General features: G+C 64.6%; 27 protein-coding genes and 1 pseudogene. 15 read left to right on the plus strand and 13 right to left on the minus strand.

The window, feature by feature from the left end; all coding sequences use genetic code 11:
* Nucleotides 1-9 precede the first annotated feature (9 nt).
* The 3 genes from ruvC to aspS form a co-directional block, all read right to left on the minus strand.
* Nucleotides 10-534 carry a crossover junction endodeoxyribonuclease RuvC gene (ruvC, locus tag ACXI0U_RS16845; protein WP_021221426.1) on the minus strand — a complete coding sequence of 175 codons (525 nt, stop codon included), beginning with the start codon at nt 532-534 and terminating at the stop codon, nt 10-12.
* 61 nt (nt 535-595) lie between these two features.
* On the minus strand, nt 596-1,345 hold the full coding sequence (locus ACXI0U_RS16850) for a YebC/PmpR family DNA-binding transcriptional regulator (protein ID WP_021221427.1): 750 nt from the start codon (nt 1,343-1,345) through the stop codon (nt 596-598).
* Between the two features lie 63 nt (nt 1,346-1,408).
* Nucleotides 1,409-3,184: an aspartate--tRNA ligase gene (gene aspS / locus ACXI0U_RS16855; protein ID WP_021221428.1), complete on the minus strand. Its 1,776-nt coding sequence runs from the start codon at nt 3,182-3,184 to the stop codon at nt 1,409-1,411.
* A gap of 225 nt (nt 3,185-3,409) precedes the next feature.
* Here aspS and ACXI0U_RS16860 point away from each other — a divergent pair, with 225 nt between their 5' ends.
* From ACXI0U_RS16860 to ACXI0U_RS16885, 6 genes and pseudogenes are all read left to right on the plus strand, one after another.
* Complete coding sequence (locus tag ACXI0U_RS16860) at nt 3,410-4,516, plus strand: HD domain-containing phosphohydrolase (protein ID WP_374981856.1); 1,107 nt, start codon at nt 3,410-3,412, stop codon at nt 4,514-4,516.
* A gap of 85 nt (nt 4,517-4,601) precedes the next feature.
* Nucleotides 4,602-5,420, plus strand: a complete 819-nt coding sequence (locus tag ACXI0U_RS16865) for an SDR family oxidoreductase (protein ID WP_043243102.1) — start codon at nt 4,602-4,604, stop codon at nt 5,418-5,420.
* Nucleotides 5,421-5,554: 134 nt separating this feature from the next.
* Entirely contained in the window at nt 5,555-6,025 is a 471-nt protein-coding gene (locus ACXI0U_RS16870) for a Dps family protein (RefSeq protein WP_021221431.1), read from the plus strand.
* A 105-nt stretch (nt 6,026-6,130) separates the two neighbouring features.
* Entirely contained in the window at nt 6,131-7,198 is a 1,068-nt protein-coding gene (locus ACXI0U_RS16875; protein ID WP_021221432.1) for a GGDEF domain-containing protein, read from the plus strand.
* Between the two features lie 159 nt (nt 7,199-7,357).
* Nucleotides 7,358-7,681 (plus strand): annotated as a pseudogene (locus ACXI0U_RS16880) (cold shock domain-containing protein membrane protein); the annotation flags it as partial.
* Between the two features lie 54 nt (nt 7,682-7,735).
* On the plus strand, nt 7,736-7,960 hold the full coding sequence (locus ACXI0U_RS16885) for a cold shock domain-containing protein (protein WP_164488216.1): 225 nt from the start codon (nt 7,736-7,738) through the stop codon (nt 7,958-7,960).
* A gap of 53 nt (nt 7,961-8,013) precedes the next feature.
* Here ACXI0U_RS16885 and ACXI0U_RS16890 read toward each other — a convergent pair whose 3' ends face one another.
* Together ACXI0U_RS16890 and ACXI0U_RS16895 are read right to left on the minus strand one after the other, a co-directional pair.
* The gene (locus ACXI0U_RS16890; RefSeq protein ID WP_431482518.1) at nt 8,014-8,223 is read right to left on the minus strand and encodes a SlyX family protein; all 210 of its coding nucleotides are present in this window, start codon (nt 8,221-8,223) and stop codon (nt 8,014-8,016) included.
* A complete protein-coding gene (locus ACXI0U_RS16895; protein ID WP_021221435.1) occupies nt 8,220-8,651 on the minus strand; it encodes an HIT family protein in 432 nt (143 codons plus the stop codon). Before ACXI0U_RS16895 ends, ACXI0U_RS16890 begins: the two co-directional genes overlap by 4 nt.
* 815 nt (nt 8,652-9,466) lie before the next feature.
* Here ACXI0U_RS16895 and ACXI0U_RS16900 point away from each other — a divergent pair.
* Nucleotides 9,467-10,825, plus strand: a complete 1,359-nt coding sequence (locus tag ACXI0U_RS16900) for an OprD family porin (RefSeq protein ID WP_184487735.1) — start codon at nt 9,467-9,469, stop codon at nt 10,823-10,825.
* Between the two features lie 119 nt (nt 10,826-10,944).
* Here ACXI0U_RS16900 and ACXI0U_RS16905 read toward each other — a convergent pair whose 3' ends face one another.
* On the minus strand, nt 10,945-11,352 hold the full coding sequence (locus ACXI0U_RS16905; RefSeq protein WP_184488102.1) for a PaaI family thioesterase: 408 nt from the start codon (nt 11,350-11,352) through the stop codon (nt 10,945-10,947).
* 115 nt (nt 11,353-11,467) lie between these two features.
* Here ACXI0U_RS16905 and ACXI0U_RS16910 point away from each other — a divergent pair, with 115 nt between their 5' ends.
* The 3 genes from ACXI0U_RS16910 to ACXI0U_RS16920 are packed head-to-tail and all read left to right on the plus strand — an operon-like array spanning nt 11,468 to nt 14,725.
* A complete protein-coding gene (locus ACXI0U_RS16910) occupies nt 11,468-13,183 on the plus strand; it encodes a proline--tRNA ligase (protein WP_431482519.1) in 1,716 nt (571 codons plus the stop codon).
* A 10-nt stretch (nt 13,184-13,193) separates the two neighbouring features.
* Entirely contained in the window at nt 13,194-14,150 is a 957-nt protein-coding gene (locus tag ACXI0U_RS16915) for a hypothetical protein (protein ID WP_021221439.1), read from the plus strand.
* 8 nt (nt 14,151-14,158) lie between these two features.
* Nucleotides 14,159-14,725 (plus strand): lytic transglycosylase domain-containing protein, encoded by a 567-nt coding sequence (locus ACXI0U_RS16920; protein ID WP_479550595.1) that lies wholly within the window; start codon nt 14,159-14,161, stop codon nt 14,723-14,725.
* Between the two features lies 1 nt (nt 14,726).
* Here the strand turns inward: ACXI0U_RS16920 and ACXI0U_RS16925 are convergent, their stop codons facing one another.
* Together ACXI0U_RS16925 and ACXI0U_RS16930 are read right to left on the minus strand one after the other, a co-directional pair.
* Nucleotides 14,727-15,002, minus strand: coding sequence for an acylphosphatase (locus ACXI0U_RS16925; RefSeq protein WP_184487731.1), 276 nt, complete (start codon nt 15,000-15,002; stop codon nt 14,727-14,729).
* A 2-nt stretch (nt 15,003-15,004) separates the two neighbouring features.
* On the minus strand, nt 15,005-15,484 hold the full coding sequence (locus ACXI0U_RS16930; RefSeq protein WP_037022106.1) for a TlpA disulfide reductase family protein: 480 nt from the start codon (nt 15,482-15,484) through the stop codon (nt 15,005-15,007).
* Between the two features lie 30 nt (nt 15,485-15,514).
* Between ACXI0U_RS16930 and ACXI0U_RS16935 the strand changes: the two genes are divergently transcribed.
* Together ACXI0U_RS16935 and ACXI0U_RS16940 are read left to right on the plus strand one after the other, a co-directional pair.
* A complete protein-coding gene (locus ACXI0U_RS16935) occupies nt 15,515-16,924 on the plus strand; it encodes a PilZ domain-containing protein (protein ID WP_479550596.1) in 1,410 nt (469 codons plus the stop codon).
* Between the two features lie 126 nt (nt 16,925-17,050).
* Nucleotides 17,051-17,443 carry a hypothetical protein gene (locus ACXI0U_RS16940; RefSeq protein WP_021221444.1) on the plus strand — a complete coding sequence of 131 codons (393 nt, stop codon included), beginning with the start codon at nt 17,051-17,053 and terminating at the stop codon, nt 17,441-17,443.
* Nucleotides 17,444-17,502: 59 nt separating this feature from the next.
* Here ACXI0U_RS16940 and ACXI0U_RS16945 read toward each other — a convergent pair whose 3' ends face one another.
* Complete coding sequence (locus ACXI0U_RS16945) at nt 17,503-17,700, minus strand: hypothetical protein (protein ID WP_021221445.1); 198 nt, start codon at nt 17,698-17,700, stop codon at nt 17,503-17,505.
* A gap of 168 nt (nt 17,701-17,868) precedes the next feature.
* Nucleotides 17,869-19,089, minus strand: coding sequence for a YihY family inner membrane protein (locus ACXI0U_RS16950; RefSeq protein ID WP_184487728.1), 1,221 nt, complete (start codon nt 19,087-19,089; stop codon nt 17,869-17,871).
* 117 nt (nt 19,090-19,206) lie between these two features.
* On the opposite strand from ACXI0U_RS16950, the gene arsC reads away from it, so the two are divergent.
* From arsC to ACXI0U_RS16965, 3 genes are read left to right on the plus strand one after another with little or no spacing between them, the layout of a single operon-like run.
* On the plus strand, nt 19,207-19,560 hold the full coding sequence (gene arsC, locus ACXI0U_RS16955) for an arsenate reductase (glutaredoxin) (protein ID WP_021221447.1): 354 nt from the start codon (nt 19,207-19,209) through the stop codon (nt 19,558-19,560).
* Nucleotides 19,557-20,162 (plus strand): NAD(P)H:quinone oxidoreductase, encoded by a 606-nt coding sequence (wrbA, locus tag ACXI0U_RS16960; protein WP_021221448.1) that lies wholly within the window; start codon nt 19,557-19,559, stop codon nt 20,160-20,162. The genes arsC and wrbA overlap by 4 nt, the downstream gene beginning before the upstream one ends.
* Complete coding sequence (locus ACXI0U_RS16965) at nt 20,155-20,565, plus strand: DUF2069 domain-containing protein (RefSeq protein WP_021221449.1); 411 nt, start codon at nt 20,155-20,157, stop codon at nt 20,563-20,565. The genes wrbA and ACXI0U_RS16965 overlap by 8 nt, the downstream gene beginning before the upstream one ends.
* Before the next feature lie 40 nt (nt 20,566-20,605).
* On the opposite strand, the gene hda is transcribed toward ACXI0U_RS16965, so the two are convergent.
* The 3 genes from hda to ACXI0U_RS16980 are packed head-to-tail and all read right to left on the minus strand — an operon-like array spanning nt 20,606 to nt 23,489.
* Nucleotides 20,606-21,310 carry a DnaA regulatory inactivator Hda gene (gene hda / locus ACXI0U_RS16970; protein WP_021221450.1) on the minus strand — a complete coding sequence of 235 codons (705 nt, stop codon included), beginning with the start codon at nt 21,308-21,310 and terminating at the stop codon, nt 20,606-20,608.
* Nucleotides 21,307-22,401, minus strand: coding sequence for an AI-2E family transporter (locus ACXI0U_RS16975; RefSeq protein WP_021221451.1), 1,095 nt, complete (start codon nt 22,399-22,401; stop codon nt 21,307-21,309). The genes hda and ACXI0U_RS16975 overlap by 4 nt, the downstream gene beginning before the upstream one ends.
* A 44-nt stretch (nt 22,402-22,445) precedes the next feature.
* Nucleotides 22,446-23,489 (minus strand): DUF2066 domain-containing protein, encoded by a 1,044-nt coding sequence (locus tag ACXI0U_RS16980; protein ID WP_435635182.1) that lies wholly within the window; start codon nt 23,487-23,489, stop codon nt 22,446-22,448.
* Between the last annotated feature and the right edge of the window lie 82 nt (nt 23,490-23,571).

Genomic DNA, 23,571 nt, shown 5'->3' on the forward strand with positions numbered 1-23,571 from the left:
TATATGGGGTTACAAACGGAGCCGCCCGCCACGGCGCTTGGCGGTAGCCAGGCCATGGGGAATCAGGCTCTGCCGGTGGTGCGCATGGCACAGGGCGATGGCCAGGGCGTCGGAGGCGTCGATCTGCGGCTTCTGCACCAGCTTGAGCAGGTGCATGACCATCATCTGCACCTGCTGCTTGTCGGCGCCGCCGGTACCGGCGATGGCCTGCTTGACCTGGCTGGCGCTGTACTCGGCCACCTCCAACCCTTCCTCGCTGGCCGCGACTATGGCGGCACCGCGAGCCTGGCCCAGCTTGAGGGCGGAGTCGGCGTTGCGCGCCATGAACACCTTTTCGATGCCCATGGTCACCGGCCCGTAGGTCTGGATGACCTCACGCACGCCACGGAAGACGATCAGCAGGCGCTCCTGCAGTTCGCCGCTGCCGGTGCGGATGCAGCCGGAAGCGATGTATTCACAGCCGCGCCCGGTATCGCGAACCACGCCGTAACCGGTGATGCGCGAACCAGGGTCGATACCGAGGATCAGGGTCATTGGCGCTCTATATCAGGTGCCCAAGTAAAAAAGCCGAAGCGTCGGCTCCGGCTTTTTCGTGTCAGCCCAACTGGGCCATCACATCGTCGGGGATGTCCACGTTGCTGTAGACGTTCTGCACGTCGTCGAGGTCTTCGAGCATGTCGATGAGCTTCAACACCTTCTGTGCGGTTTCCACATCGGTGATCGGTGCGCTGATCGAGGGGATCATCGCCACTTCTGCCTCGTCGCCCTTGAAACCGGCGGCGGTGAGCGCTTCGTTGACGCTGAGGAAGTCGGCGAAGGAGGTGTACACCTCGACCGAGCCGTCTTCAGCGGCAACCACGTCATCGGCACCCGCTTCCAGCGCGGCTTCCATCAGGGCGTCTTCATTCACGCCAGGGGCGTAGCTGATCTGGCCCTTGCGGTCGAACATGTAGGCCACCGAACCATCGGTGCCGAGGTTGCCGCCACACTTGCTGAAGGCGTGACGCACTTCAGCGGCGGTGCGGTTGCGGTTGTCGGTCATGGCTTCGACGATGATCGCCACGCCGCTCGGCGCATAACCCTCGTAGCTCAGCTCGACCATGTTGTCGGCTTCGTTGGAGCCGGCGCCACGGGCGATCGCGCGATCGATGGTGTCGCGGGTCATGTTGGCGGTGAGCGCCTTGTCCACGGCCAGGCGCAGACGCGGGTTGTCCGCCGGGTTGCCACCGCCATGCTTGGCGGCAACGGTCAGCTCACGGATGAGCTTGGTGAAGATCTTGCCGCGCTTGGCGTCCTGGCGCTCCTTGCGGTGCTTGATGTTGGCCCATTTGGAATGACCAGCCATATCTGACTCCGTGCTTGCTAGGTGGCGGCGGCGCACCGGGCGCCACCGTCGGGATGGAACGGTTTACTCGGCCTTGGGCTGTTCGCGCAGGCGAATGTGCAGTTCGCGCAGTGCCTTGCCATCCACGCTGCCCGGAGCCTGGGTCATGACGTCGCCGGCGCTCTGGGTTTTCGGGAAGGCGATCACTTCGCGGATCGACGCAGCACCGGTCATCAGCATGACCAGGCGATCCAGGCCGAAGGCCAGGCCACCGTGCGGCGGAGCACCGTACTTCAGCGCATCGAGGAGGAAGCCGAACTTCTCTTCCTGCTCGGCATCGTCGATGCCCAGCACGCGGAACACGGCCTGCTGCATGGCCTTGTCGTGGATACGGATGGAGCCGCCGCCCAGTTCGGTGCCGTTGAGCACCATGTCATAGGCACGGGACAGCTTGCCGGCCGGGTTGGCCTCCAGCTCTTCCGGGCTGCACTTGGGCGCAGTGAACGGGTGGTGCAGGGAGGTGAGGCTGCCGTCGTCGTTCTCTTCGAACATCGGGAAGTCGACGACCCACATCGGCGCCCATTCCTTGGTGAGCAGGTTGAGGTCATGGCCGACCTTGATGCGCAGGGCACCCAGGGCGTCGCAGACGACCTTGGCCTTGTCGGCACCGAAGAACACGATGTCGCCATCGACCGCACCGACGCGATCGAGGATCACGTTGAGGTTCGGCTCGGCGATGTTCTTGACGATCGGCGACTGCAGGCCGTCGATACCGTTGGCGCGCTCGTTGACCTTGATGTAGGCCAGGCCCTTGGCACCGTAGATGCCGACGAACTTGGTGTAGTCGTCGATCTGCTTGCGCGGCATGCTCGCCCCGCCCGGAACGCGCAGTGCGGCAACGCGGCCTTTCGGATCGTTGGCCGGGCCGGAGAAGACCTTGAATTCAACGTCCTTCAGTTGGTCGGCAACGTCCACCAGTTCCAGCGGGATGCGCAGGTCGGGCTTGTCCGAGCCGTAGCGGCGCATGGCTTCTTCGAAGGGCATGTGCGGGAACTCGTCGAACTCGACGTCGAGGACTTCCTTGAACAGCTGGCGAACCATCTTCTCGGTGATGGCGATGATGTCGCTCTCGTCGAGGAAGCTGGTTTCGATGTCGATCTGGGTGAATTCCGGCTGACGGTCGGCACGCAGGTCTTCGTCGCGGAAGCATTTGGCGATCTGGTAGTAGCGATCGAAGCCGGCAACCATCAGCAGCTGCTTGAACAGCTGGGGCGATTGCGGCAGGGCGAAGAAGTTGCCCGGGTAGGTGCGGCTCGGCACCAGGTAGTCACGCGCGCCTTCCGGAGTCGGGCGACCGAGGATCGGCGTCTCGACGTCGAGGAAGCCGTTCTCGTCCAGGTAGCGGCGAATGCTGCTGGTGATGCGCGCGCGCAGCTTCAGCTTGGCGGCCATTTCCGGGCGACGCAGGTCGATGAAGCGGTAGCGCAGACGGGTCTCTTCGCCCACGTCGGAGTATTCGTCCAGCGGGAAAGGCGGGGTCTCGGCCTGGTTGAGGACTTCGAGCTCATAGCCCAGCACTTCGATACCGCCGGACGCCATGTTGGCGTTGACCGCACCGGCCGGGCGCGGACGCACCTTGCCGGTCACCTTGACGACGTACTCGCTGCGCACGCGGTCAGCCTTGGCGAAGGTCTCGGCGCGATCCGGGTCGAACACCACCTGGGCCAGGCCTTCACGATCACGGATGTCGAGGAAGATGACCCCGCCATGGTCACGGCGACGGTGGACCCAGCCGCAAAGTGTGATTTCCTGGCCGTCCAGGCTCTCGTTCAGTTGGCCGCAATAGTGGCTGCGCATCATGGTCGTGTTTCGCTTCTCTTGAGTCTTGAATTCGTCGGGCCGCCAGTGTGCGTGCCGTCGATGACCGCGAACGGGCTGCGAATCGCCGCCGGGCATCGGGACCACACTGCCGCTGGCCAGGGACCGGTGGCAAAGGGGCGGATTATATATGGTTAATCGACACCGCGCAGCCGCCCGCCGGAAGCCTTTCTATACTGAAGGGCCCAAGCCGGTGGAGGACCATCCATGGCCACGCCTCGCCCCGTCGACATCACCACGGACCTGCTGGACGACTTCCGCCAGGAGACACGCGAGCAGTTCTCCCGCTGCGAGCACCTGCTGATCGAACTCGAGCGCCATCCCGACGACGACGAGCGCCTGCGCGAGCTGTTCCGCCTGGTGCACACGCTCAAGGGCAACCTCGGCTACGTCGGGCTGGACCGGCTGAACACCCTGCCCCAGGCCCTGGAGGATGTGCTCGCCCAATTGCGCGAAGGCACCCTGGTGTTCGACAGCCTGCTGGGCGACATCCTGCTCCTGCTGCAGGACCGCCTGCGCCTGCAGATCGAACAGGCGCTGAAGGGCGACACCCGCGAGCCGGAGGACATCCGCCCACTGAGCAAGGCCCTCAAGGCACTGGCCAATGCCCCCGAACAGCGCCAGGCGGAACTGCGCAGCGCGCTGCTGCATCGCCTGGACCCGAGCACGCGCCTGCTGCCCCCCGAACCCGAAGCGAAGAACACTGGCCCCCTGGCCCGCCACGGCCTGGAAGACGAACCCGACCTGCGGTTCTTCGCCGAGCTGATGCTGGCGGCGGAGAACCGCTCGCGCTTCTGGCTGGGCCGTGGCCAGCGCCAGCTGGAACTCGCCCTGGCGATGAACGAGCGCGCCGGGCGCCCCGTATCGCCCCGCCAGCTGGCCGCAGCCGTGTGCCTGCACGACCTAGGCATGGCGCTGCTACCGCTGGAGCTGCTGCACAAGCAGGAGCCACTCAACCATGACGAGCGCCGGCGCATGCAATCCCACCCGCGCATGGGGGCGGAACTGCTCAAGCGCATGCCGCAATGGGAAGACGCCGCCGAGATCATCCTGCAGCACCAGGAGCACGCCGACGGCAGCGGCTACCCCAAGGGCCTGCATGAAACGGAGATCAGCCCCGGCGCGCTGATTCTCGACATCGTCGACACCTTCGACGCCCGCACCCATGAGCGTGCCCACCAGACACTGAGCAAACGCCCACTGCTGCGCGCCATCCTGGAGATCAACGGCCTCGGCGGCAGCCAGTTCAGCGCCTACTGGGTCAATATGTTCAACCTCTGCCTGCAGGAAGACCCCGCCCTCGCCCACCTTTGATTCGGTTGTCGCCCCCTCGCCCCCTGACTAAGCTGCCCACGCAGCCCGGCCACCCGTGACGGGGCAGAACCAACAAGGAGTCCAGATGCAGGCGCTAGCAGGGAAAGTCGCAGTGGTGACGGGAGCAGGATCAGGCATCGGCCGCGCACTGGCTCACCAACTGGCCGCCGAAGGCTGCCACCTGGCGCTGGCCGACCTCGACCGGGAAAACCTCAGCCAGGTGGCCAGTGAACTGCAGCGCGACGGGCTGAAGATCACCACCCACCCGCTGGATGTCGCCGAACGCGCGGCTGTCTACGCCTTCGCCGACGAGGTGCTGGCCGCCCACGGCAGCGTGCAACTGGTGATCAACAATGCCGGTGTCGCCCTTTCGCAAACGATCGCGGAGCTGCGCTACGACGACTTCGAATGGATCATGAACATCAACTTCTGGGGCGTGGTACACGGCACCAAGGCCTTCCTGCCGCACCTGCTGAAGAACAACGAAGGGCAGATCGTCAACGTCTCCAGCATTTTCGGCATCATCAGCCTGCCCACCCAGGGCGCCTACAACGCCAGCAAGTTCGCCGTCCGCGGCTTCACCGAGGCCCTGCGCCAGGAGCTGGCGCACACGGGAGTAAAAGCCGCCTGCGTGCACCCCGGCGGCATCCGCACCAATATCGCCAAGGCCGCACGCTTCTACCAGGGGCCCGACGGCCGCCAGGACGCCGCCCGTGCAGCAGCGCAGTTCGACAAGGTGGCCCGCACCACACCCGACGAAGCCGCCCGGGTGATACTCGACGGCATTCGTCGGCAGCACCCGCGCATCCTGATCGGCGCCGACGCCCGCCTGCTCGACCGCATCCAGCGCCTGCTGCCCGCCAGCTACCCGCGAATCCTGGCGAAACTGCTCGGCCGTCGCTGACGTTATCGACGGCCAATAGCCTCAACGCATCGCAACGATTGATATAAGCCAAGGCAGACCATGGGGCGCTCTATGCTAGGCTCTGCCGCATCACGGGCCCTAGCCAGGCCCTGGCCACTGAGAGGAGTAAAGGCATGGAAATCAATATCGGAATCGCCGAACAGGATCGCGCAGCTATCGCCGAGGGCCTGTCCCGCTTGCTGGCGGACACCTACACCCTCTACCTCAAGACCCACAACTTCCACTGGAACGTCACCGGGCCGATGTTCAACACCCTGCACCTGATGTTCGAAGGGCAGTACACCGAACTGGCACTGGCCGTGGACTCCATCGCCGAGCGCATTCGCGCCCTGGGCTTCCCGGCACCAGGCACCTACGCCTCTTATGCGCGCCTGTCGTCGATCAAGGAAGAAGAAGGCGTACCCGCTTCCGAAGACATGATCCGCCAACTGGTGCAGGGCCAGGAAGCCGTTGTACGCACCGCCCGCGGCATCTTCCCGCTGCTGGACAAGGTCAGCGACGAGCCGACCGCCGACCTGCTGACCCAGCGCATGCAGGTCCATGAAAAGACCGCCTGGATGCTGCGCAGCCTGCTCGCCAGCTGATCACGGAAAATCTCCAGCAAAGGCCCGGTTCTCCGGGCCTTTCGCTATGCGCAAAAGCCTGCCTGAACTATGCTCTGGCAATCCGCTCCCGACACAGTGACGCGAATGAGTCAGCCGCCGAAAACACCCCTGCTCATCGAGCTGTTCCCTGAAGAAACCCGCGAAGCAGCCGAGTTGCTCAAGCAGGCGGTACCCCTCATGGTGCGCCACGACATTCCGCCGAATCCGGTGCATTACGCCCTCTGGTACACCTACAGCAAAGGCCTGGAGCCCGACCTCAACCGGCGCCTCGACAAGATCGTCAAGGACTTCGACAGTTTTCCCCCGGAATCCGCGATCAAGCTGTACCGCGACTACATCATCCGTGGCGAGCTGGACGCCGCCCGCGCCGGGCAACAGCAGGTCATCGAATTGGTGGATGACATCGAATCCGGCGTTACCCGCAGCGTTGTCGGCAGCACCGCCTACCAGCACAGCCTGACCCTCGGCCTCGCCGCCCTGCACGACCCGATCATCGACGACCTGCCCGGTGTCCTTGGCGAGCTGCAACAAAGCACCCAATTGATGCAAGAGCAGCAGGAACAGTTCCTCTATCGACTGCGCGCCGCCCAATCGGAGATCCAGAACCTGCGCAACCAACTGGAAAAAGCCCAGATGGCCGCCACCCTGGACAGCCTCACCCAGGTGTTCAACCGCCACGCCTTCACCCGCCTGCTGGAACAGGCACTGGCCAACAGCCACGACGGGCTGGCCCTGGTGATGCTGGATATCGACCACTTCAAGCAGTTCAACGATCACTTCGGCCACCCCCTGGGTGACCGGGTGCTGCAGCACGTCGGCCAGTTGCTCCGCGAACTGCTCCCCCCACGTGCCATGGCGGCCCGCTATGGCGGCGAAGAGTTCTGCGTAGTACTGCGGGACTGCTACGACCTGGCCACCGCTCACCAATTCGCCGAAAACCTGCGCCTGAAGTTCCAGTCGCTACGGGTCAAGGTGCGCCGCACCGACCAGGTCCTCGACACCATCACCGCCAGCTTCGGCCTGGCCCTGGCAGAGCCCGGCGACAACCTGGAAAGCCTTCTCACCCGGGCGGACGACGCCCTCTACCAGGCCAAGCGCAACGGCCGCAATCAGGTCCACCCCCAAGCCCCGGAAGCGGCGCTAACCGCTTGATTTGAGTAGCCCTCCTCTTTGCTGTTAAATACGGCCCGGTGCTCCCGGCCTCAAGTTGCCGAGGCCCGGAAACGACCCCCAGATCAGCCTTCCGTAAACCGGAACCGCTACCCGGATGGTCCTTCCGACGCGAGCGTTATCAAGGTGAGTCCATTGAATATGTTGAAGATCGTCCATCTGCTGACGGGCGCTGCTGCGCTCCTGTTGTCCTTCGTCCCTAGCCTGCGCACCGACGCCCTGCCCTACCTGCAACAACCCGATGCCCTTTATCTGGCACTGCTCGGCCTGCTCAACCTGCTGCTCGCGCCCGTCGTACCGGCCTGGGCCAAGGGCCTGCGCAACCAATTGCAAGGCGTCGTCTCCGCCCTGCTGGTCCTGGCCGTGGTCCTGCAGACCCTGAACCTGCTCGCGCCGCTGTCCACCATCGGCAACCAGCCGGCCATCCTCCTCAGCCTGCTGACCGCCATCGCCGCCGTACTGCTGCACCTGGCGATCAACCTGCGCAAGGTCACCCAGGCCGCCCCCCTGCCCCAGGACATGTCCAACCGCGAGACCGGCACGGTCAAGTGGTTCAACACCTCCAAGGGCTTCGGCTTCATCTCCCGCGACTCGGGCGATGACATCTTCGTGCACTTCCGCGCCATCCGCGGCGAAGGCCACCGCGTCCTGATCGAAGGGCAGCGCGTGGAGTTCTCCGTCATGCAACGCGACAAGGGCCTGCAAGCCGAAGACGTTATCGCCGCACTGCCTGGCCGCCGCTAAGTCAGCCACCAAAGAAAAGCCCGCCAGATGGCGGGCTTTTTCATGCACTCGATTCAATAGTGGGGGGGCGGCACGTCGTCGTCACCACCGCCACCAAACTGCCCGATCAGTTCCTCCTGGCGCTTGGCCAAGGCAGCCAGTTGCAGCTGCAAACGCTCCACGACCCGCTGCTGCAAGACCAGCACATCGTTGAGCGCCTGGATGGTGTCGTCCTGGAACGCCAGGCGGGTTTCCAGTTCGTTGATGCGCTCCTCCAGGCTCATGGCTGAACCTCAGCGAAACGGAAATCATCGGTAAGCACCAGGCGCAGCTTGGCCATCACCTCGTCGACCTGCTCCGCCGTATAGGGCTGCGCTGGATGCCGCCCCCACACCGGAGCGGGCCAGGCGGCATCTTCACGACGACGCGCGATCACATGCATATGCAGTTGGCTGACCACGTTGCCCAGGGTGGCGACGTTCATCTTGTCGGCGCCGAAGCTGTCCTTGAGCACCTCCGCCAGGCGAGTGGTTTCGCTCCACAGGCGCAGTTGGTCATCAGCATCGAGCTGGAACAGCTCGCTGACGTCCTCACGACGGGGCACGAGAATGAACCAGGGGTAGTGCACGTCATTCATCAGTAGCAGACGGCACAGCGGGAAATCTCCGACCTGCAGGCAATCCTGCTGCAGTCTCTGATCCAGGGCGAACATAACGACCTCTCCTGTTCTTCCGGGTGTAACCCAAGCTTAATCCCGCCCCGGCGACAGACAAAACAGCGCGAGACAGGAAACGGCGCGCAGGATACCCAAGGATAGATTCCGGCGGAACCGTAAGCCCTTCTATATAAGGAGGCGCACGCATGCTGGCGCCCTGCGTCCTGAAAGTGCGCAGCGGTTACCGCAACGCACCAAAATCGCACACAGAGTCAAAGACCGTTACCCCACGCCACACTCGCCCCATCACGGGGCATGGCCCTAGCGAAGCCAACGCCACACCGCAACCCCCGGAAAGCATGAGAACACCCGCCATCCCCCAGGCTGACAGGCTGCACGGCAGAGCCGCCGGGCAACACCGGCCCGCCCCGAACGAGCCATCCGCCACACTGCGGCAAAATTTCCAGGCAAAGAACCCACTTTGAGCACGCTTGTTGCTTTAGAGGGAACAAGGTCGTAGCAGGCACCTGCAAGTGCACGTACCCCGCCTTCGAAGTGCCGGCAACAGGCTGTCAAACAGCCATCAGCAGCGTGCAGTGAATGTAGGACGGAAGTGCAGGCTTAGTTGTGCTAAGTGCCCGCCCAGACCGCATAAAAATACGAAACGAAGGGATTGCAAGGCGAAAACTACGAATATGCGACATGCTCACACTGAATTTGCGACATGGCCGTGAAGAATTCGTAAGGAATAGAGTTGAACTATCGCCAACATAGACGTCGTGCTATAAGTTAGCGCCGACACAAAAAGAAAGAACCGCCTTCAACATATAAGAAAGCGGCGAGAATCTTCAAAAACCAAAGGAGCAATCACAATGCAAGTGATGAAGTGGAGCGCACTGGCCCTGGCCGTGACCGCCGGTACCACCCAACTGGCATTCGCCAGCGCCCAGGACGAATCCAAGGGCTTCGTTGAAGACAGCAAGCTGTCCGTTCTGAACAAGAACTACGCCTTCTACCGCGACTTCCGCAACAATGGCGTAAACAACGGCGGCAGTGCTAGCAATCAGAACTACCGTAACGAGTGGGCCCACGGCATCCTCGCCAACTACCAGTCGGGTTATACCCAAGGTACCGTCGGCTTCGGCGTCGATGCTCACGGCGCGCTGGGCATCAAGCTCAACAGCGGTGGTGGCACCTCCGGTACCGGCCTGATGCCGATCGGCAGCGACGGCAAGGCTCAAGACGATTACTCCTACGCTGGCGGTGCTGTAAAAGTTCGCGTATCCAACACCGAACTGAAATACGGCAACCTGATTCCGACTGCTCCAGTTTTTGCTACTGGCACGGCTCGCCTGTTCCCCGGCTCCGCTGAAGGCTTCCAGATCCTCAGCAGCGAGCTCGAAGGCCTGACCCTCGACGCCGGCCACTTCACCTCGATTCGTGACGGCAGCCTGTCTACCAACAAAGACGGCGACATCACCCTGGCTTATGGCGGCGCAATCGACGCTAAGAGCGCGGATTACGTAGGTGGCACTTACGCAATCTCTGATCAGCTGTCCGTTAGCCTTTACGGTGCAGAGCTGGAAGATATCTATCGCCAGTACTACGCCAACGCCAACTACAGCATCCCCCTGTCTGATGACCAGGCTCTGGGCTTCGACTTCAACATCTACCGCACCCTCGACGAAGGCCAGTCGAAAGCTGGCGAGATCGAGAACACTGCATTCTCCCTCGCAGCCTCTTACTCGATCGGCGCTCACAAGCTGACCCTTGCTCACCAGCGCGTTAATGGCGACGAGCCGTTCGATTACATCGGCATGGATGGCGGCAACTCTGGCGACTCCATCTTCCTGGCCAACTCCGTGCAGTACTCCGACTTCAACGCCCCGGGCGAGAAGTCCTGGCAACTGCGCTATGACCTGAACATGGCCACCCTTGGCGTTCCGGGCCTGAGCTTCATGGCTCGCTACATCACCGGTTCCGATGCAGACGGCACCAAAGCCGATCCGAATGGCGCCTACGCTGGTGCGTTCGGTGAAGACGGCAAAGAGTGGGAACGCAACCTGGAAGCCAAGTACGTAGTCCAGGACGGCCCGGCCAAGGACCTTTCTGTCCGCATCCGTCACTCCACCTGGCGCGCCAACAACGACATGGGCGGCTTCTACTCTAGCGGCAGCAGCGCTGTGGACGAAGTTCGCGTCATCACCGAGTACCCGCTGGACATCCTGTAACACAGGCCCAGCTGTTACTTCGATACAAAAGAGCCCGGCCTATGCCGGGCTCTTTCTTTATCTACGCGCTTATACATACGAAGTTGATTGTTATTACCAACTAAAAGCTGTCGCCTCAGTCAGATTGGCAATGCATAAGTCCCCGTTACATGTGCCACCAGCTCATCTTCCCCGCCTTGTGAATACAACGACACTTCGCACACCGCCTGCCTTCTGCTCAACCTGAGTATCCGCGCATCAGCGAGCAGATCCACAGCCTGCGGCCGCGCCAGGAAGTTGATGTTGAGGTTGCTGGTCACCGCCATCTCCACTCGTCCCAACCGGCCGAGCACCACCGCGTACATTGCCGCATCAGCCAGCGCCATGATGGTCGGCCCGGACAGGGTGCCGCCCGGCCGCACCAATTTGGGTTGGAAGGGGACCCGCGCCAGTGCACCCGCTTCGTCGAGGCGCTCGATGCGCAGGTCGATGTCCTCGGCCATGGGCACGCCCTGGCGGATCAGCGCCTCCACCTGTTTTGCACTCAAACCGCCCATCGCCTCTCCCCTTGCCGATTACCGGGCCGCAACCTGTACGCGCCCCAACGAGCGCCGTACAATGCCGAGCCTATAAAACCCATCGCAACCGACGAAACGGCCAAACATGCGTACCAGTCAGTACCTGCTCTCCACCCTGAAGGAAACCCCCACCGACGCGGTGGTGATCAGTCATCAGCTGCTGCTGCGCGCGGGCATGATCCGCAAGCTGGCTTCCGGTCTCTACACCTGGTTGCCGATGGGGCTGCGCGCGCTGCGCAAGGCCGAAGCCGTGGTGCGCGAGGAGATGAACGCCGCAGGTGCCCTCGAAGTGCTGATGCCGGCCATCCAGCCCGCCGAACTCTGGCAGGAATCCGGCCGCTGGGAACAGTACGGCCCCGAGCTGCTGCGCCTGAAGGACCGCCATGGTCGCGAGTTCTGCGTCGGCCCGACCCACGAGGAAGTCATCACTGACCTCGCGCGCAACGAGCTGAACAGCTACCGCCAGCTGCCCATCAACATGTACCAGGTGCAGACCAAGTTCCGTGACGAGATCCGTCCGCGCTTCGGCCTGATGCGCGGCCGCGAATTCATCATGAAGGACGCTTACTCCTTCCACGCCTCCCAGGAATCCCTGCAGGACACCTACGACGTCATGTACGGCGCCTACTGCAAGGTGTTCACCCGTCTGGGCCTGAACTTCCGCCCCGTGCAGGCCGACAACGGCTCCATCGGTGGCAGCGGTTCCCATGAGTTCCACGTGCTCGCCGACTCGGGCGAGGACGACATCGTCTTCAGCGACAGCTCCGACTACGCGGCCAACATCGAGAAGGCCGAAGCCGTACCGCGCGAAACCTCCCGTGGCGCCGCCACCGAGGAACTGCGCCTGGTGGACACCCCCGACACCAAGACCATCGCTGCCTTGGTCGAGAACTTCGGCCTGGCCATCGAGAAGACCATCAAGACCCTGGTCGTGCATGGCGCCGAAGAAGGCACCCTGGTGGCCCTGATCGTCCGTGGCGACCACGAGCTGAACGAGATCAAGGCCTCCAACCAGGCCCTGGTCGCCAGCCCCCTGGTCTTCGCCAACGAAGAGGAACTGCGTGCCGCCATCGGCGCCGGCGCCGGCTCCTTGGGCCCGCTGAACCTGCCCATGCCCTGCATCATCGACCGCTCCGTGGCCCTGATGAGCGACTTCGCCATCGGCGCCAACATCGATGACAAGCACTACTTCGGCGTCAACTGGGAACGCGACCTGGCCGTTCCGGAAATCGCCGACCTGCGCAACGTCGTCGCCGGCGACCCGAGCCCCGACGGCAAGGGCACCCTGGTGATCAAGCGCGGCATCGAAGTGGGTCATATCTTCCAGCTCGGCACCAAGTACAGCGAAGCGATGAACCTCAGCGTACTGGGCGAGAACGGCAAACCCGTCACCCTGATCATGGGCTGCTACGGCATCGGCGTATCCCGCGTGGTCGCCGCCGCCATCGAACAGAGCTACGACGAGCGCGGCATCCTCTGGCCGGACGCCCTGGCGCCCTTCCAGGTCGCCCTGGTACCGCTCAAGTACGAAACGCCTGCCGTCAAGGAAGCCACCGACAAGCTCTACGCCGAGCTCACTGCCGCCGGCATCGAAGTGCTGCTGGACGACCGTGACAAGAAGACCAGCCCTGGCGTGAAGTTCGCCGACATGGAACTGATCGGCATCCCCCACCGCATCGTGGTGAGCGAGCGCGGCCTGGCCGAAGGCAACCTGGAATACAAGAACCGCCGCGAGACCGACAGCCAGGCTGTCGCCGTCGACGAGGTTCTGTCCTATATCACAGCCCGCGTACGTCGCTGATCGAGAAGAAATGTTCAAGCGTAGTTCCATCCGCCTCACCGGCGCCGCCCTTGGCGGCGCCCTCTTCCTCAGCGGCTGCGCCAATCACCTGCCCCAGCGGGCGGAACACGAGGAGCGCGTCGAGCGCAAGCTGCTCAACCATGAGCTGCAGATCGACGTCGGCGAGCCCCGCGTGCTGGAACTGCCACAGCGCCGCGTGCGCGTGAACGAGCAGAAGACCTTCGAGGTGACCGAGTTCGAGGTCACCCGCCGCTACGACCGCTACACGCCCTACCAACCCTGGCGCGAACTCTATGAAGTGCCGCTGGGCGCAGTAGCGGTAGTGGCCGGCGTCGGCGCCAACGTACTCAACGTGGTGCTTCTCGGCAGCCTGCCCGATACCGCTACCAAGGACTGGATCAGCTACGGCTTTGCCGGGCTCAACCCCTTCATGAACGTCGAGTCCAATGGCCGCTCCGAGCAGAACCTGGCCAGCCTCGACGAGCAGCAGCGCGACAAGCGCGTCGAATACTCCAGCCTGCCCTGGTCCGAACGCCCGGTACTGGTGACCGCCGGCAAGCAGAGCAATGAGCTGCTCACCGACCGCCACGGCGTACTGCGCCTGAACCTGCTCGATGGCCCCTTCGCCGAACAGGACACCAGCCGCATCGGCAAGCTTCTGCTCAGCGTCGAAGACCCGCTGGACACCACTCGCGCCGAAGCCACGCTGATGGTCAGCCGCAGCCTGCGCAGCAAGCTGCAGGAAGCCCACGCGCTGATCTTCGAAGACCTGGAAGACGACGAGGTGCCGCAATGGGTGCACCGGGTCAAACGTCTGTCCGAGCTGGGCCTGGAAGAGGAAGCCAGCGAGCTCGAACAAAGCCTGATCGAACTGACCCGCAATGATCCCGAGCTGCAGCAGGAATTCCTCAAGGCGCTGATGAAGGACGCCGGCCGCCTGGCAGCCGATCCTGGCGAAAGCGACTGAGCCACCCCGTGCCCGCGCCCTGGCGAACCCTGCTCCTGAGCGGCCTGCTGGCGCTGGCCCTGCCCGCCTCCGGCAATCTGCGCCAGGCGCCGGAACCCGAGCTGCGGGAACTGCTGCAGCACACGGTGGCCGAGGCCGATAGCTTCGGCGACCGCTTCGACGCCGAAGTCTGGCTGCTCGACATGTCCACCCGCCTGAAACGCTATGTGCCCGACCCGGCGCAGCGCCTCGACCTGCTCAGGCTGGTGCACCACGAAGCCAGCAAGGCCGGGCTCAGGCCTGACCTGGTGCTGGCGCTGATCCACGCTGAAAGCCGCTTCGATCGCTTCGCCATCTCATCCGTAGGCGCGCAGGGGATGCCCTTCTGGAAAGCCGAGCTGGGCCGCCCCCAGGACAACCTCACCGACAACGCCACCAACCTGCGCTACGGCTGCACCATCCTCAGCTACTACCTGAAGAAGGAACGGGGCGATATCAACCGGGCCCTGGCCCGCTACAACGGCAGCCTCGGCGAGAACTGGTACCCGGCCAAGGTGGTCGGGCTCTGGCAGGGCATCTGGTACGTGCGCCCCTGACCTAGCGCCGCACGATGAACCCGGCGATACCCTGCAAGGGTTGCTCCGTCAGTTCCACCACATCGACCTTCGCCCCGCTCGGGCCTTGCTCAAGCCAGGCGGCGAGCTCGCGAACCGCGCCCTCCTCGCCCTCGAACAGCACCTCGACGCGACCATCCGCAAGGTTACGCACCCAACCGTCCAGATCGAGGCGGTCCGCCTCCTCCTGGGTCGACTGGCGGAAACACACGCCCTGGACCTTGCCGCTGACATAACCGTGCAGGCAGATGCGCGCCATGCTTACTTTCCTTCCTTCAGTCTGGTCAGGTGCCCGGAAAGCCCGGCAGCGGTCTGTTCGCCCATCAGGCGCTCACGCACCTGGCCCTGGGGGTCGATGATATAGGTCACCGGCAGCGCTTCGCTGCGTGGCAATTTGTAGCGCTCGGCCGGGTCCTGGGCGAGCACGGTGAAGTCGATGCCCATCTGCTGGGCAGCTTTTTCCAGCTCGGCCCCCTGCAGGCCGTCGAAGTTGACGCCCAGCACGCGCACGCCGCCGCCCTTGAGCTGCCCGGCCAGGGCGTTGAGCTCGGGAATCTCGGTACGACAGGGCCCGCACCACTCCGCCCAGTAATTAATCACCAACCACTGGTTTTCGAGGCCGTCAGTCGCTACCTTCTGTCCATGCTGATCGAGGCCGACGTCATCCGAACAACCTCCCAGCAACAGCCCGGCACCCATGAGAATGAGCGCCCCGAAAACAGCCTGGAGTCGTGATCCCATGCAATCGATCCTCGTGTACGCAGGGTTGATATGACGCTGGATGCCCTGTGCCTGGAAGTGCCGGACATCCTCGAAGAGGACACCCCTATCCTGGCGGGCCTGAACCAGTTCCTCGCCGAAGCGCGCCTGCAGCCCCAGGATGGCGCGCTGCAGGAGGTGCTCGGGCGATTGTTCCGACTGAACCGGAGTGCGGTGACCTTACTCGAAAGGCAACGGGCGCTGCAAAGCTTCAGCGAGGAATACCGCCACTACGCCACGACCTACGAACAGGGCGCCCTGCCGCCGATGCTGTTCCTGCGCCTGTGCAGCGAACTGGCCGCCGGCTTCAAGCGGCTGCTGCTGCAGATACTCCAGGGTCGCCAGCCTTCCCGACCGCACCTGGCATGGTGCCTGTATATGGCCCAGCATTTCATCGCGCAGACGCTGATGCGCCACTACCAGCACTACCAGGAGCCGCCCGGCTCGCTGTGGCGCGACAGCCACCTGCTGTACTGGATCGGCGAGCACCAGGAGTGCCTGGACGAGCCGGTCGCCGCGGCCTTCCGCCCGGTGCCCGCCAGCACCCTGCGCGGCCTCTACCAGCAGGTGCTGCTGCTGGCCCTGAGCAACCCCTTCCACCTCACCGAAGGCGAATGCACGCTGCTGTTCGGCGCCCTTGCGCCCCTGGCCGGCCTGGCGCACCTGCTGCCCTGGGATCAGGAAGACGATAGCGACGGTGCGACGATCGACCTCACCGAGGCGCAACCCTATGTGCCCCAGGACCGCCTCGACAGCATCATCGCCGGCCCCTACCTGCGTCGCCTGGAACTGGGCCCCCTGCTGATCGCCCTGCATGAACCCGCGCCCCTGCAAAGCAGCGCCGAGCACGAACTGCTCGAGCGTGTGCGGCAGAACTGGCTGGGCCGCCAGCAGCGACGTCATCCGCGTACCGAATACGAAGGCTCCTGCAGCATGGTGGTGGGCCTGCCCGCCATCCACGCCCAGTTGCTGGCGCAACGCCCGGCCAGCCTGGATGCGCAGATGCTCGACTCCAGTGCCGGTGGCGCCCGGCTGCTGTGCCACGCCGACCAGGGCGCGCAACTGCCGGTAGGCCAACTGACCCTGCTGCTCAACAGTGGCACGCCGACCCTGGCACTGGTGCGCTGGCGGCACACCAACCAGGAAGGCCTGCATCTCGGCCTGCGCTACCTCAAGGGCCTGCCACGGCCGGTCTGGCTACGCCGGGCCCCCAACTCGCAGACCCACCCCGGCGTGCTGCAAAGCACCCCGGCCCCCGGCAATGGCTGGCATCACGGCCTGTGGCTGCCCAAGGATCAGTTCGTGGGGGGCGAACACCTATGGCTGCAGCTCGCCAGCGTGCACAACCAGGCCATCCTGCCGCTGCCCGAGCCCAACCTCAGCACCGCCATGGTCGCGCGCTATCCGCTGAAAATGGCCTGATCGGCGAAAGTGCGAGACGGGTCACGCCGCTCATCGGCGAAGCGCACAGTTTCATCCGGGCACCCTCCCTATAATTCCCCGCACTAACCGTACGAACGTTCCGCTATCAGCCTGGAAACCCCCCTAATGTCCCAGAATCAAGACAAGCTGATCGGCCCCGTGCCGTCCCGCATCGTCGAGGCGGCACGCCCGATCGTGACCCCCTACGAGGGCCGGGTCGCCGAATTCAATATCGCCGCCTGGCTGCAGTTGCCTGGCCTAGCCACCCTGCCGGTATCGCTGCTGGTCAGCTACCGCGATGGCGAAATCCGTCGCGAAGTCGCGGTGGACCACGGCAAGGTCAACGCCCACGGCAAGATCCTGCTCTCGGGCATCGCCCGCATGCCCGTGAAGCACAAGATCGAAGACATGCAGGTGCGCCTCAAATCGGCGGTCACCGTGCAAGGCCTGCTGGTGGAAGAACTCTTCGTCCAGGCCGTCGAGCAGGCCGGAGCGGACAGCCGCCAGGCGCTCGCCTGATCGGCCACAAGGGCTGAAAACGAAAACCCCGCGCCTGTCGCGGGGTTTTTCATTTTCACTCAGGCGCGAGCAGCGCCATTGCTGGGGGTTGGCGGCTCCTGGTCCTCTTCCCGACGGGCTTCGGGTACGGGCGCGGGGGGAACCAGGGATTCGGGCCATTGCGAGAACTGCAGGCCTGTGATCCGGTTCAGGCGCTCAAGCGCCTCCTGCGGATCACGCTCATGGAGATGGACAACTTTGCCCTTGGCCTTACTCATAGAACACTTCTTTCCTTGGCTTATCCCTGCCTAATGGCAGAGTGACAGCAAACTCTCCCTGAGTTTGCCAGAAACGTGCCATTTTTCACCTCCCCACACTTTCTGGCTCTTGCGCCAGGTGGAGACGGAAATGGCAGCTGGCAATATGCCGCAAACTGCCATTTTTTGTCACTCCGATGCAGGCCGCAACCAACCCGCCAGGCTGCCGTCGAACAGCGCCTGCTGTTCCTGCTGCAAGGCCTCCAGGGCAGCCTTCAGCGGTGGGTACCAGGCCTCGTCGAGGTGCTCCGGCAGTTGCGCCGGGCGCGGCAGCGGCCAGGGACAGTGGCTGAGCAACTGATGCAGGCTGTAGCTGTTCAGGTCACGGGAAAGCACCCAGGAGCCCCCGCCCACCCGGCAGGCCAGGTGCTGGCCTTCGAGCAGTTCCATGAACTCCAGCCACTCGTCCTCCGGCAGCAGCCAACCGGCACGCTGCACATCCAGGTGCCGTGCCGGCAGGCCGCGGATCTGGCGGTCATGCATAACCCGCAGGATGCCCATCAGGGACAGCAGGCGCGGCATCTGCCGGCGCCGCCAGTGACGCGAACCGGACAGGTTGCACACCAGTTCCGCACCGAAGAGCACGATCACCCAGGACACATAGACCCACAGCAGGAACAACGGCACGGTGGCGAAGGCGCCGTAGATCAGTTGGTAGCCCGGGAAAAAGCTCACGTAGAGCCCGAACAGCGCCTTGGCGGACTCGAACAGCAGGGCCGTGAAGGCGCCACCGATCAGCGCATGACGGATCGGCACCCGGGCATTGGGCACCGCCGCGTACAGCAAGGTGAAGGCCGCCACGTTGAACAGCAGCGGCGTGAAGCCCAACAGGATGCGGGTACCGGCAATCTCGTTGAGGCTGGAAAGCAGAGACAGCGAGGTGATGTAGGTGCTCACCGCGAAGCCCGTGCCCAGCAGCAGCGGCCCCAGGCTGAGGATCGCCCAGTACAGCAGGAAGCTGGAAACACCACGGCGCGGCTGGCGCACCCGCCAGATGGTGTTGAACGCCTTCTCGATGGTCACCAGCATGGTGAAGGCGGTCACCGCCAGCAGCGCCACGCCCACCCAGGTCAGGTGCCGAGCCTGCAGGGTGAAGCCTTGCAGGTACTCCTGCACCGCCTCGCCGCTCGATGGCACGAAGTTATGGAAGATGAAACGCTGGATCTGCTCGCCCATGCCCTGGAAGGCCGGAATGGCCGAGAGCATGGTGAAGGTCACGGTCATGATCGGCACCACCGCGAACAGGCTGGTGTAGGTCAGCGCGGCTGCGCTGTTCATGCCGTGATCACTGAGAAAGCGATGCAACAGGAAGCGCCAGAACTCTTCCACGTCTTTGATGCGTTGGCGCATTCCATCTCCTTAGTTGCTGGGTGCCCTGTCCGCTGGCCGACTCGACACGCAAGGTTCAGACCTGCGCCCGGACGCGGTTAGAATAGCCGCCTCCCACAAGGCCTTGCGACCCCCGCCATGACCGAAATGACGCTGTATCACAATCCCCGCTGCTCGAAATCACGCGGCGCCCTGGAACTGCTCGAAGCACGCGGCCTCGTACCGCATGTCGTGCGCTACCTGGAAACCCCACCCAGCGTCGCCGAAATCGAAACCCTGCTCAGCCGCCTCGGCATCGGCGCGCGCCAACTGCTGCGCACCGGCGAGGACGAATACAAGAGCCTCGGCCTGGACGACGCCGGCCTCGATGACGCCGCACTGGTCGCCGCCATGAGCGCTCACCCCAAGCTGATCGAGCGCCCGATCCTGGTGGTGGGCGACAAAGCCGTGATCGGCCGCCCGCCGGAGAAGATCCTGGAGATCCTGCCTTGAGCGCGCCCTACATCCTGGTCCTCTACTACAGCCGCCATGGCGCCACCGAGCAGATGGCCCGGCAGATCGCCCGGGGCGTGGAACTGGGTGGCATGGAGGCGCGCCTGCGCACCGTGCCCGCCGTCTCCACCGAATGCGAGGCGGTCGCCAGCGACATTCCCGCCGACGGCCCGCTCTACGCCAGCCTCGACGACCTGAAGAATTGCGCCGGCCTGGCCCTCGGCAGCCCGACCCGCTTCGGCAACATGGCCGCCGCGCTCAAATACTTCCTCGACGGCACCAGCAGCCTCTGGCTCAGCGGTGAACTGGTGGGCAAGCCGGCCGGCGTCTTCACCTCCACCGCCAGCCTGCACGGCGGCCAGGAAAGCACCCTGCTGTCCATGCTGCTGCCGCTGCTGCACCACGGCATGCTGGTCACCGGCCTGCCCTACAGTGAGCCGGCCCTCCTCTCCACCAGCGGTGGCGGCACGCCCTACGGCCCCAGCCACTACGCCGGTGCCGACGGCAAGCGCGCCCTCGACGAACAGGAAACCACCCTTTGCCGCGCCCTGGGCCAACGCCTGGCGACGACTGCGATCCGCCTGGAGAAACCCCGTGGCTAAGCAACCCAAGATCCTCCCCGAACTGAGCTGGCTCGCCCCGCGCCTGGCCATCAGCCGCGCCCTGAGCCTGTTCGCCTTCTTCGGCCTGGCCCTGCTGCTGGTGGTCTGGACCCTGGTCTACGCCGAGCTCAACGGCGCCCGCCCCTGGGTGGTGCTGAGCATCGAGCTGCTGCCGCTGGCGCTGCTGGCGCCGGGCATGGTCCTCGGCAACGCCCGCGCCCATGCCTGGGCCTGCTTCGTGATCAACCTGTACTTCATCCAGGGCGTGCTGGCGGCCACTGACCCAAACCGCGCACTGTTCGGCTGGCTGATGGGCGGGCTCAGCCTGCTGCTGTTCTGCGCCGCACTGCTCTACACGCGCTGGCGCTTCCAGTACAACCGCAAGCTGGCCGGGGAAAGCTGAAGGGGGATGCGAAACGGCGCGGCCTTGGGCCGCGCCGGGCTCACCAGCCCAGGGTTTCCTTGAGGAAAGGAATGGTGAGCTTGCGCTGGGCCTGCAGGGAGGCCTGATCGAGACGTTCGAGCAATTCGAACAGGGCGCTCATGCTGCGTGACCCGCGGGTGAGGATGAAACGCCCAACCTCGTCGGTCAGGTGCAGGCCACGGCGCGAGGCGCGCAGTTGCAGGGCGCGCAGCTTGTCCTCGTCGGACAGCGACTGCAGTTGGAAGATCAGCGCCAGGGTCAGGCGTGATTTCAAATCCGGCAGCTTCACCGGCAACCCGCGCGGCGCGGTGTTGGCCGCCAGCAGCAGCTTGCGACCGGAATCGCGCAGGCGGTTGAACAGGTGGAACAGCGCCTCTTCCCAATCCGCGCGACCGACGACCGCGTCGAGGTCATCGAGGCAGACCAGCTCGCACTGCTCCAGGTTGTCGAGGATCGCCGTCCCGTATTGCGCCAGCTCCGCCAGGGGCAGATAGACCGCCTGCTCGCCACGCTGCTCGAAGCGCAGGCACGCTGCCTGCTGCAAGTGGCTGCGCCCAACACCCTCCCCGCCCCACAGGTAGATCAGGCTTTCGGTCCAGCCGGCATCGGCCTCGCAGAGGCGCTCGACATAGCCGAGCGCCGCGGCGTTGGCGCCGGGGTAGTAGTTGGCAAAGGTCGCGTCGTCACGCAGGCGAATGCCGAGGGGAAGCTGAATGGGTTTCATGCCGAATCGCTGGGTTCGTCGGAACCGCTGCCGGTCTCTCCGTAAAGTTGGGAAAGTTTATATAAATCATGAGCATGACGCAGCAAAACCATGATCACCGCTGCGACAGGCAGCGCCAGTAGCACGCCGGTGAAGCCAAACAACTGGCCACCAGCGAGTATGGCGAAGATCACCGCCACCGGATGTAGGCCGATGCGATCGCCCACCAGCAGGGGCGTCAGCAGCATGCCTTCGAGCAGTTGGCCGATGCCGAACACCACCGCGACGCCGATCAGCGGGTACAGCTCGAAGCCGCCGAACTGGAACAGCGCCGCCGCCACGGCAGAGCCGAAACCGACCACGAAGCCCATGTAGGGAACGATGCTGGCCAGCCCGGCGAGCAGGCCGATCAGCAGGCCGAGGTCCAGCCCGATGGCCATGAGCCCGACGGAGTAGATGACGCCCAGCGCCAGCATCACCAGCAGCTGGCCGCGAATGAAGGCACCCAGCACTTCATGGCATTCGCCCGTCAGTTTCAGCACCAGCCCCTCGCGGTTGCGTGGCAACAGGCCGCGCAGCTTGGCCATCATCAGGTCCCAGTCACGCAGCAGGTAGAAGCCGACCACCGGGATCAGCAGCAGGTTGCCGATCCAGCCCACCAGCGCCAGCCCGGAGGCGGTGGCGCTGGCCAGCAGCACGCCGACCACATCGGTGGTCTGGCCGAGGTGGCCGCTGATCACTTCCTTGAGCTTGTCGAAACGCCAGAAGCCCTGGGGCAGCCCCAGCTTGGCCTGGACCCAGGGCAGCGCGCTGTTCTGCAGCCAGTCGAGCATCTGCGGCGCCAGTTCATAGAGGCGCACCAACTGGCGACCCAGCATGGGCACGAGGACCAGCAGCAACGCCAGGAGGATCAGGCTGAACAGGGTGAATACCGCCACCACGCCCCAGGTGCGCGACAGGCCCAGGCGTTCCAGCCGATCCACCAGCGGATCGCCCAGGTAGGCCAGCAGCATGCCCACCAGGAACGGGGAAAGAATGGGGTGCAGCTGATACAGCAGCCAGCCAAGAAGCAGGACGCCCCCCAGCCAGAGCCAGCGACGCGAATCGGTCATGGGAAATCCTCAGCCTTGAGTTGCGGGAGTGGCCGTCCGGGCCCTCACCAGTGGAATCGCAATACCGGGTCACGCGGCTGCACCTGCGGCGCAGGGGCGGCGCCCGGGGTGGCCGGAGCCTGACCGGCATCCACCGGAGCGGCCTCGGCGGGCGACTCCTGCAAACCGTTCAGTGCCAGCTGGGCACGCAGTTGTTCGCTGCTGGCGTTGACCTGGTAGCGCAACAGATCGCCTTCGACCTGCACCAGGCGGGCGCCGAACGGCTCCAGCGCGCGGGACAGTTCGGCGTAGCGCGCAAGATCAGCGCCCTTCACTTCCAGGATCTGGCTCTGGCCGACACCCGCCGCCACCACGAAACGCGGCGCCAGGCGCTGGCTTACGGCGAGCAGCACGGCATCGGCCAGCGCGGCCTGGTCGGCAGCTTCCAGGGTGCCCTGGTCGCGGTTGTCACCCAGCCACAGGTGCCATTGCGCCTTCCACTTGCCATCGGCTTCGCTGGCCAGCACGGCGAGCAAGGCATCGGCGGAATAACGTTCGGAGGCCGGGCGCAGCGCCTCGGGGTCGGTCGCTACCAGGGCTTCCGGGGTGGCCACCAGCTGCTCGCTGAGGTCGGCCAGCGGCAGGCGCAGAGGCAGGCCACGGTGCTGGGCGGCATCACGCAGCGGCTTGGCGGCTTCCTGGGCATCACCCACCAGGCTGGCCCCTTCGCTGCTCTGGTTCAGCCACCAGCCGAGGATCACTGGGCGGTTGGCGCCCCACAGCGGTACGCCGGCCTGACGCAGGGTGCGCTCGGAGGTCACGGGGTCGAAATCCACCAGCAGGGACTGGCCTTCGTAGCCGAACTGGCTGATCAGTTGCTGCGGATTCTTGCGCACCTCGGCCAGGGCCGGGTTGTCCAGGGCCTTGGCATCGCCGGCCAGGCGGATCACCAGGGTCTCCAGCGCGCGGTTCAGGGCCTGGTCACGGTCCGCCGGCTGCTGCGAAGCCACGGGCTCGCGCACCTGGTAGAGGCCGCTGACCGTTTCGGCGAGGGCCGGCAGGCTGGACAACGGCAGGCAGACCATGAGCAGGCGGGCGATCAGGCGCATTGAAGACTCTCGACATTCTGTTGGGCGGCGGCTGGCCGCGAGTGAAGGGCTATACCTTAAACAGGCCCAACCTCACGGGCAA

The sequence above is a fragment of the Pseudomonas sp. C9D1 genome, from assembly GCF_056491235.1.

Bases quoted from the DNA above. Each gene is read 5' to 3' on its own strand.
- ACXI0U_RS16900 (WP_184487735.1), top strand. From the start codon at position 9,467: ATGCAAGTGATGAAGTGGAGCGCACTGGCCCTGGCCGTGACCGCCGGT.
- ACXI0U_RS16895 (WP_021221435.1), bottom strand. From the start codon at position 8,651: ATGTTCGCCCTGGATCAGAGACTGCAGCAGGATTGCCTGCAGGTCGGA.
- ACXI0U_RS16850 (WP_021221427.1), bottom strand. From the start codon at position 1,345: ATGGCTGGTCATTCCAAATGGGCCAACATCAAGCACCGCAAGGAGCGC.
- ACXI0U_RS16860 (WP_374981856.1), top strand. From the start codon at position 3,410: ATGGCCACGCCTCGCCCCGTCGACATCACCACGGACCTGCTGGACGAC.
- arsC (WP_021221447.1), top strand. From the start codon at position 19,207: ATGACCGAAATGACGCTGTATCACAATCCCCGCTGCTCGAAATCACGC.
- aspS (WP_021221428.1), bottom strand. From the start codon at position 3,184: ATGATGCGCAGCCACTATTGCGGCCAACTGAACGAGAGCCTGGACGGC.
- ACXI0U_RS16925 (WP_184487731.1), bottom strand. From the start codon at position 15,002: ATGGCGCGCATCTGCCTGCACGGTTATGTCAGCGGCAAGGTCCAGGGC.
- ACXI0U_RS16875 (WP_021221432.1), top strand. From the start codon at position 6,131: ATGAGTCAGCCGCCGAAAACACCCCTGCTCATCGAGCTGTTCCCTGAA.
- ACXI0U_RS16945 (WP_021221445.1), bottom strand. From the start codon at position 17,700: ATGAGTAAGGCCAAGGGCAAAGTTGTCCATCTCCATGAGCGTGATCCG.
- ACXI0U_RS16980 (WP_435635182.1), bottom strand. From the start codon at position 23,489: ATGCGCCTGATCGCCCGCCTGCTCATGGTCTGCCTGCCGTTGTCCAGC.
- hda (WP_021221450.1), bottom strand. From the start codon at position 21,310: ATGAAACCCATTCAGCTTCCCCTCGGCATTCGCCTGCGTGACGACGCG.
- ACXI0U_RS16865 (WP_043243102.1), top strand. From the start codon at position 4,602: ATGCAGGCGCTAGCAGGGAAAGTCGCAGTGGTGACGGGAGCAGGATCA.
- ACXI0U_RS16950 (WP_184487728.1), bottom strand. From the start codon at position 19,089: ATGCGCCAACGCATCAAAGACGTGGAAGAGTTCTGGCGCTTCCTGTTG.
- ACXI0U_RS16910 (WP_431482519.1), top strand. From the start codon at position 11,468: ATGCGTACCAGTCAGTACCTGCTCTCCACCCTGAAGGAAACCCCCACC.
- ACXI0U_RS16870 (WP_021221431.1), top strand. From the start codon at position 5,555: ATGGAAATCAATATCGGAATCGCCGAACAGGATCGCGCAGCTATCGCC.
- ruvC (WP_021221426.1), bottom strand. From the start codon at position 534: ATGACCCTGATCCTCGGTATCGACCCTGGTTCGCGCATCACCGGTTAC.
- ACXI0U_RS16930 (WP_037022106.1), bottom strand. From the start codon at position 15,484: ATGGGATCACGACTCCAGGCTGTTTTCGGGGCGCTCATTCTCATGGGT.
- ACXI0U_RS16940 (WP_021221444.1), top strand. From the start codon at position 17,051: ATGTCCCAGAATCAAGACAAGCTGATCGGCCCCGTGCCGTCCCGCATC.
- ACXI0U_RS16890 (WP_431482518.1), bottom strand. From the start codon at position 8,223: ATGAGCCTGGAGGAGCGCATCAACGAACTGGAAACCCGCCTGGCGTTC.
- ACXI0U_RS16935 (WP_479550596.1), top strand. From the start codon at position 15,515: ATGACGCTGGATGCCCTGTGCCTGGAAGTGCCGGACATCCTCGAAGAG.
- ACXI0U_RS16885 (WP_164488216.1), top strand. From the start codon at position 7,736: ATGTCCAACCGCGAGACCGGCACGGTCAAGTGGTTCAACACCTCCAAG.
- ACXI0U_RS16975 (WP_021221451.1), bottom strand. From the start codon at position 22,401: ATGACCGATTCGCGTCGCTGGCTCTGGCTGGGGGGCGTCCTGCTTCTT.
- ACXI0U_RS16915 (WP_021221439.1), top strand. From the start codon at position 13,194: ATGTTCAAGCGTAGTTCCATCCGCCTCACCGGCGCCGCCCTTGGCGGC.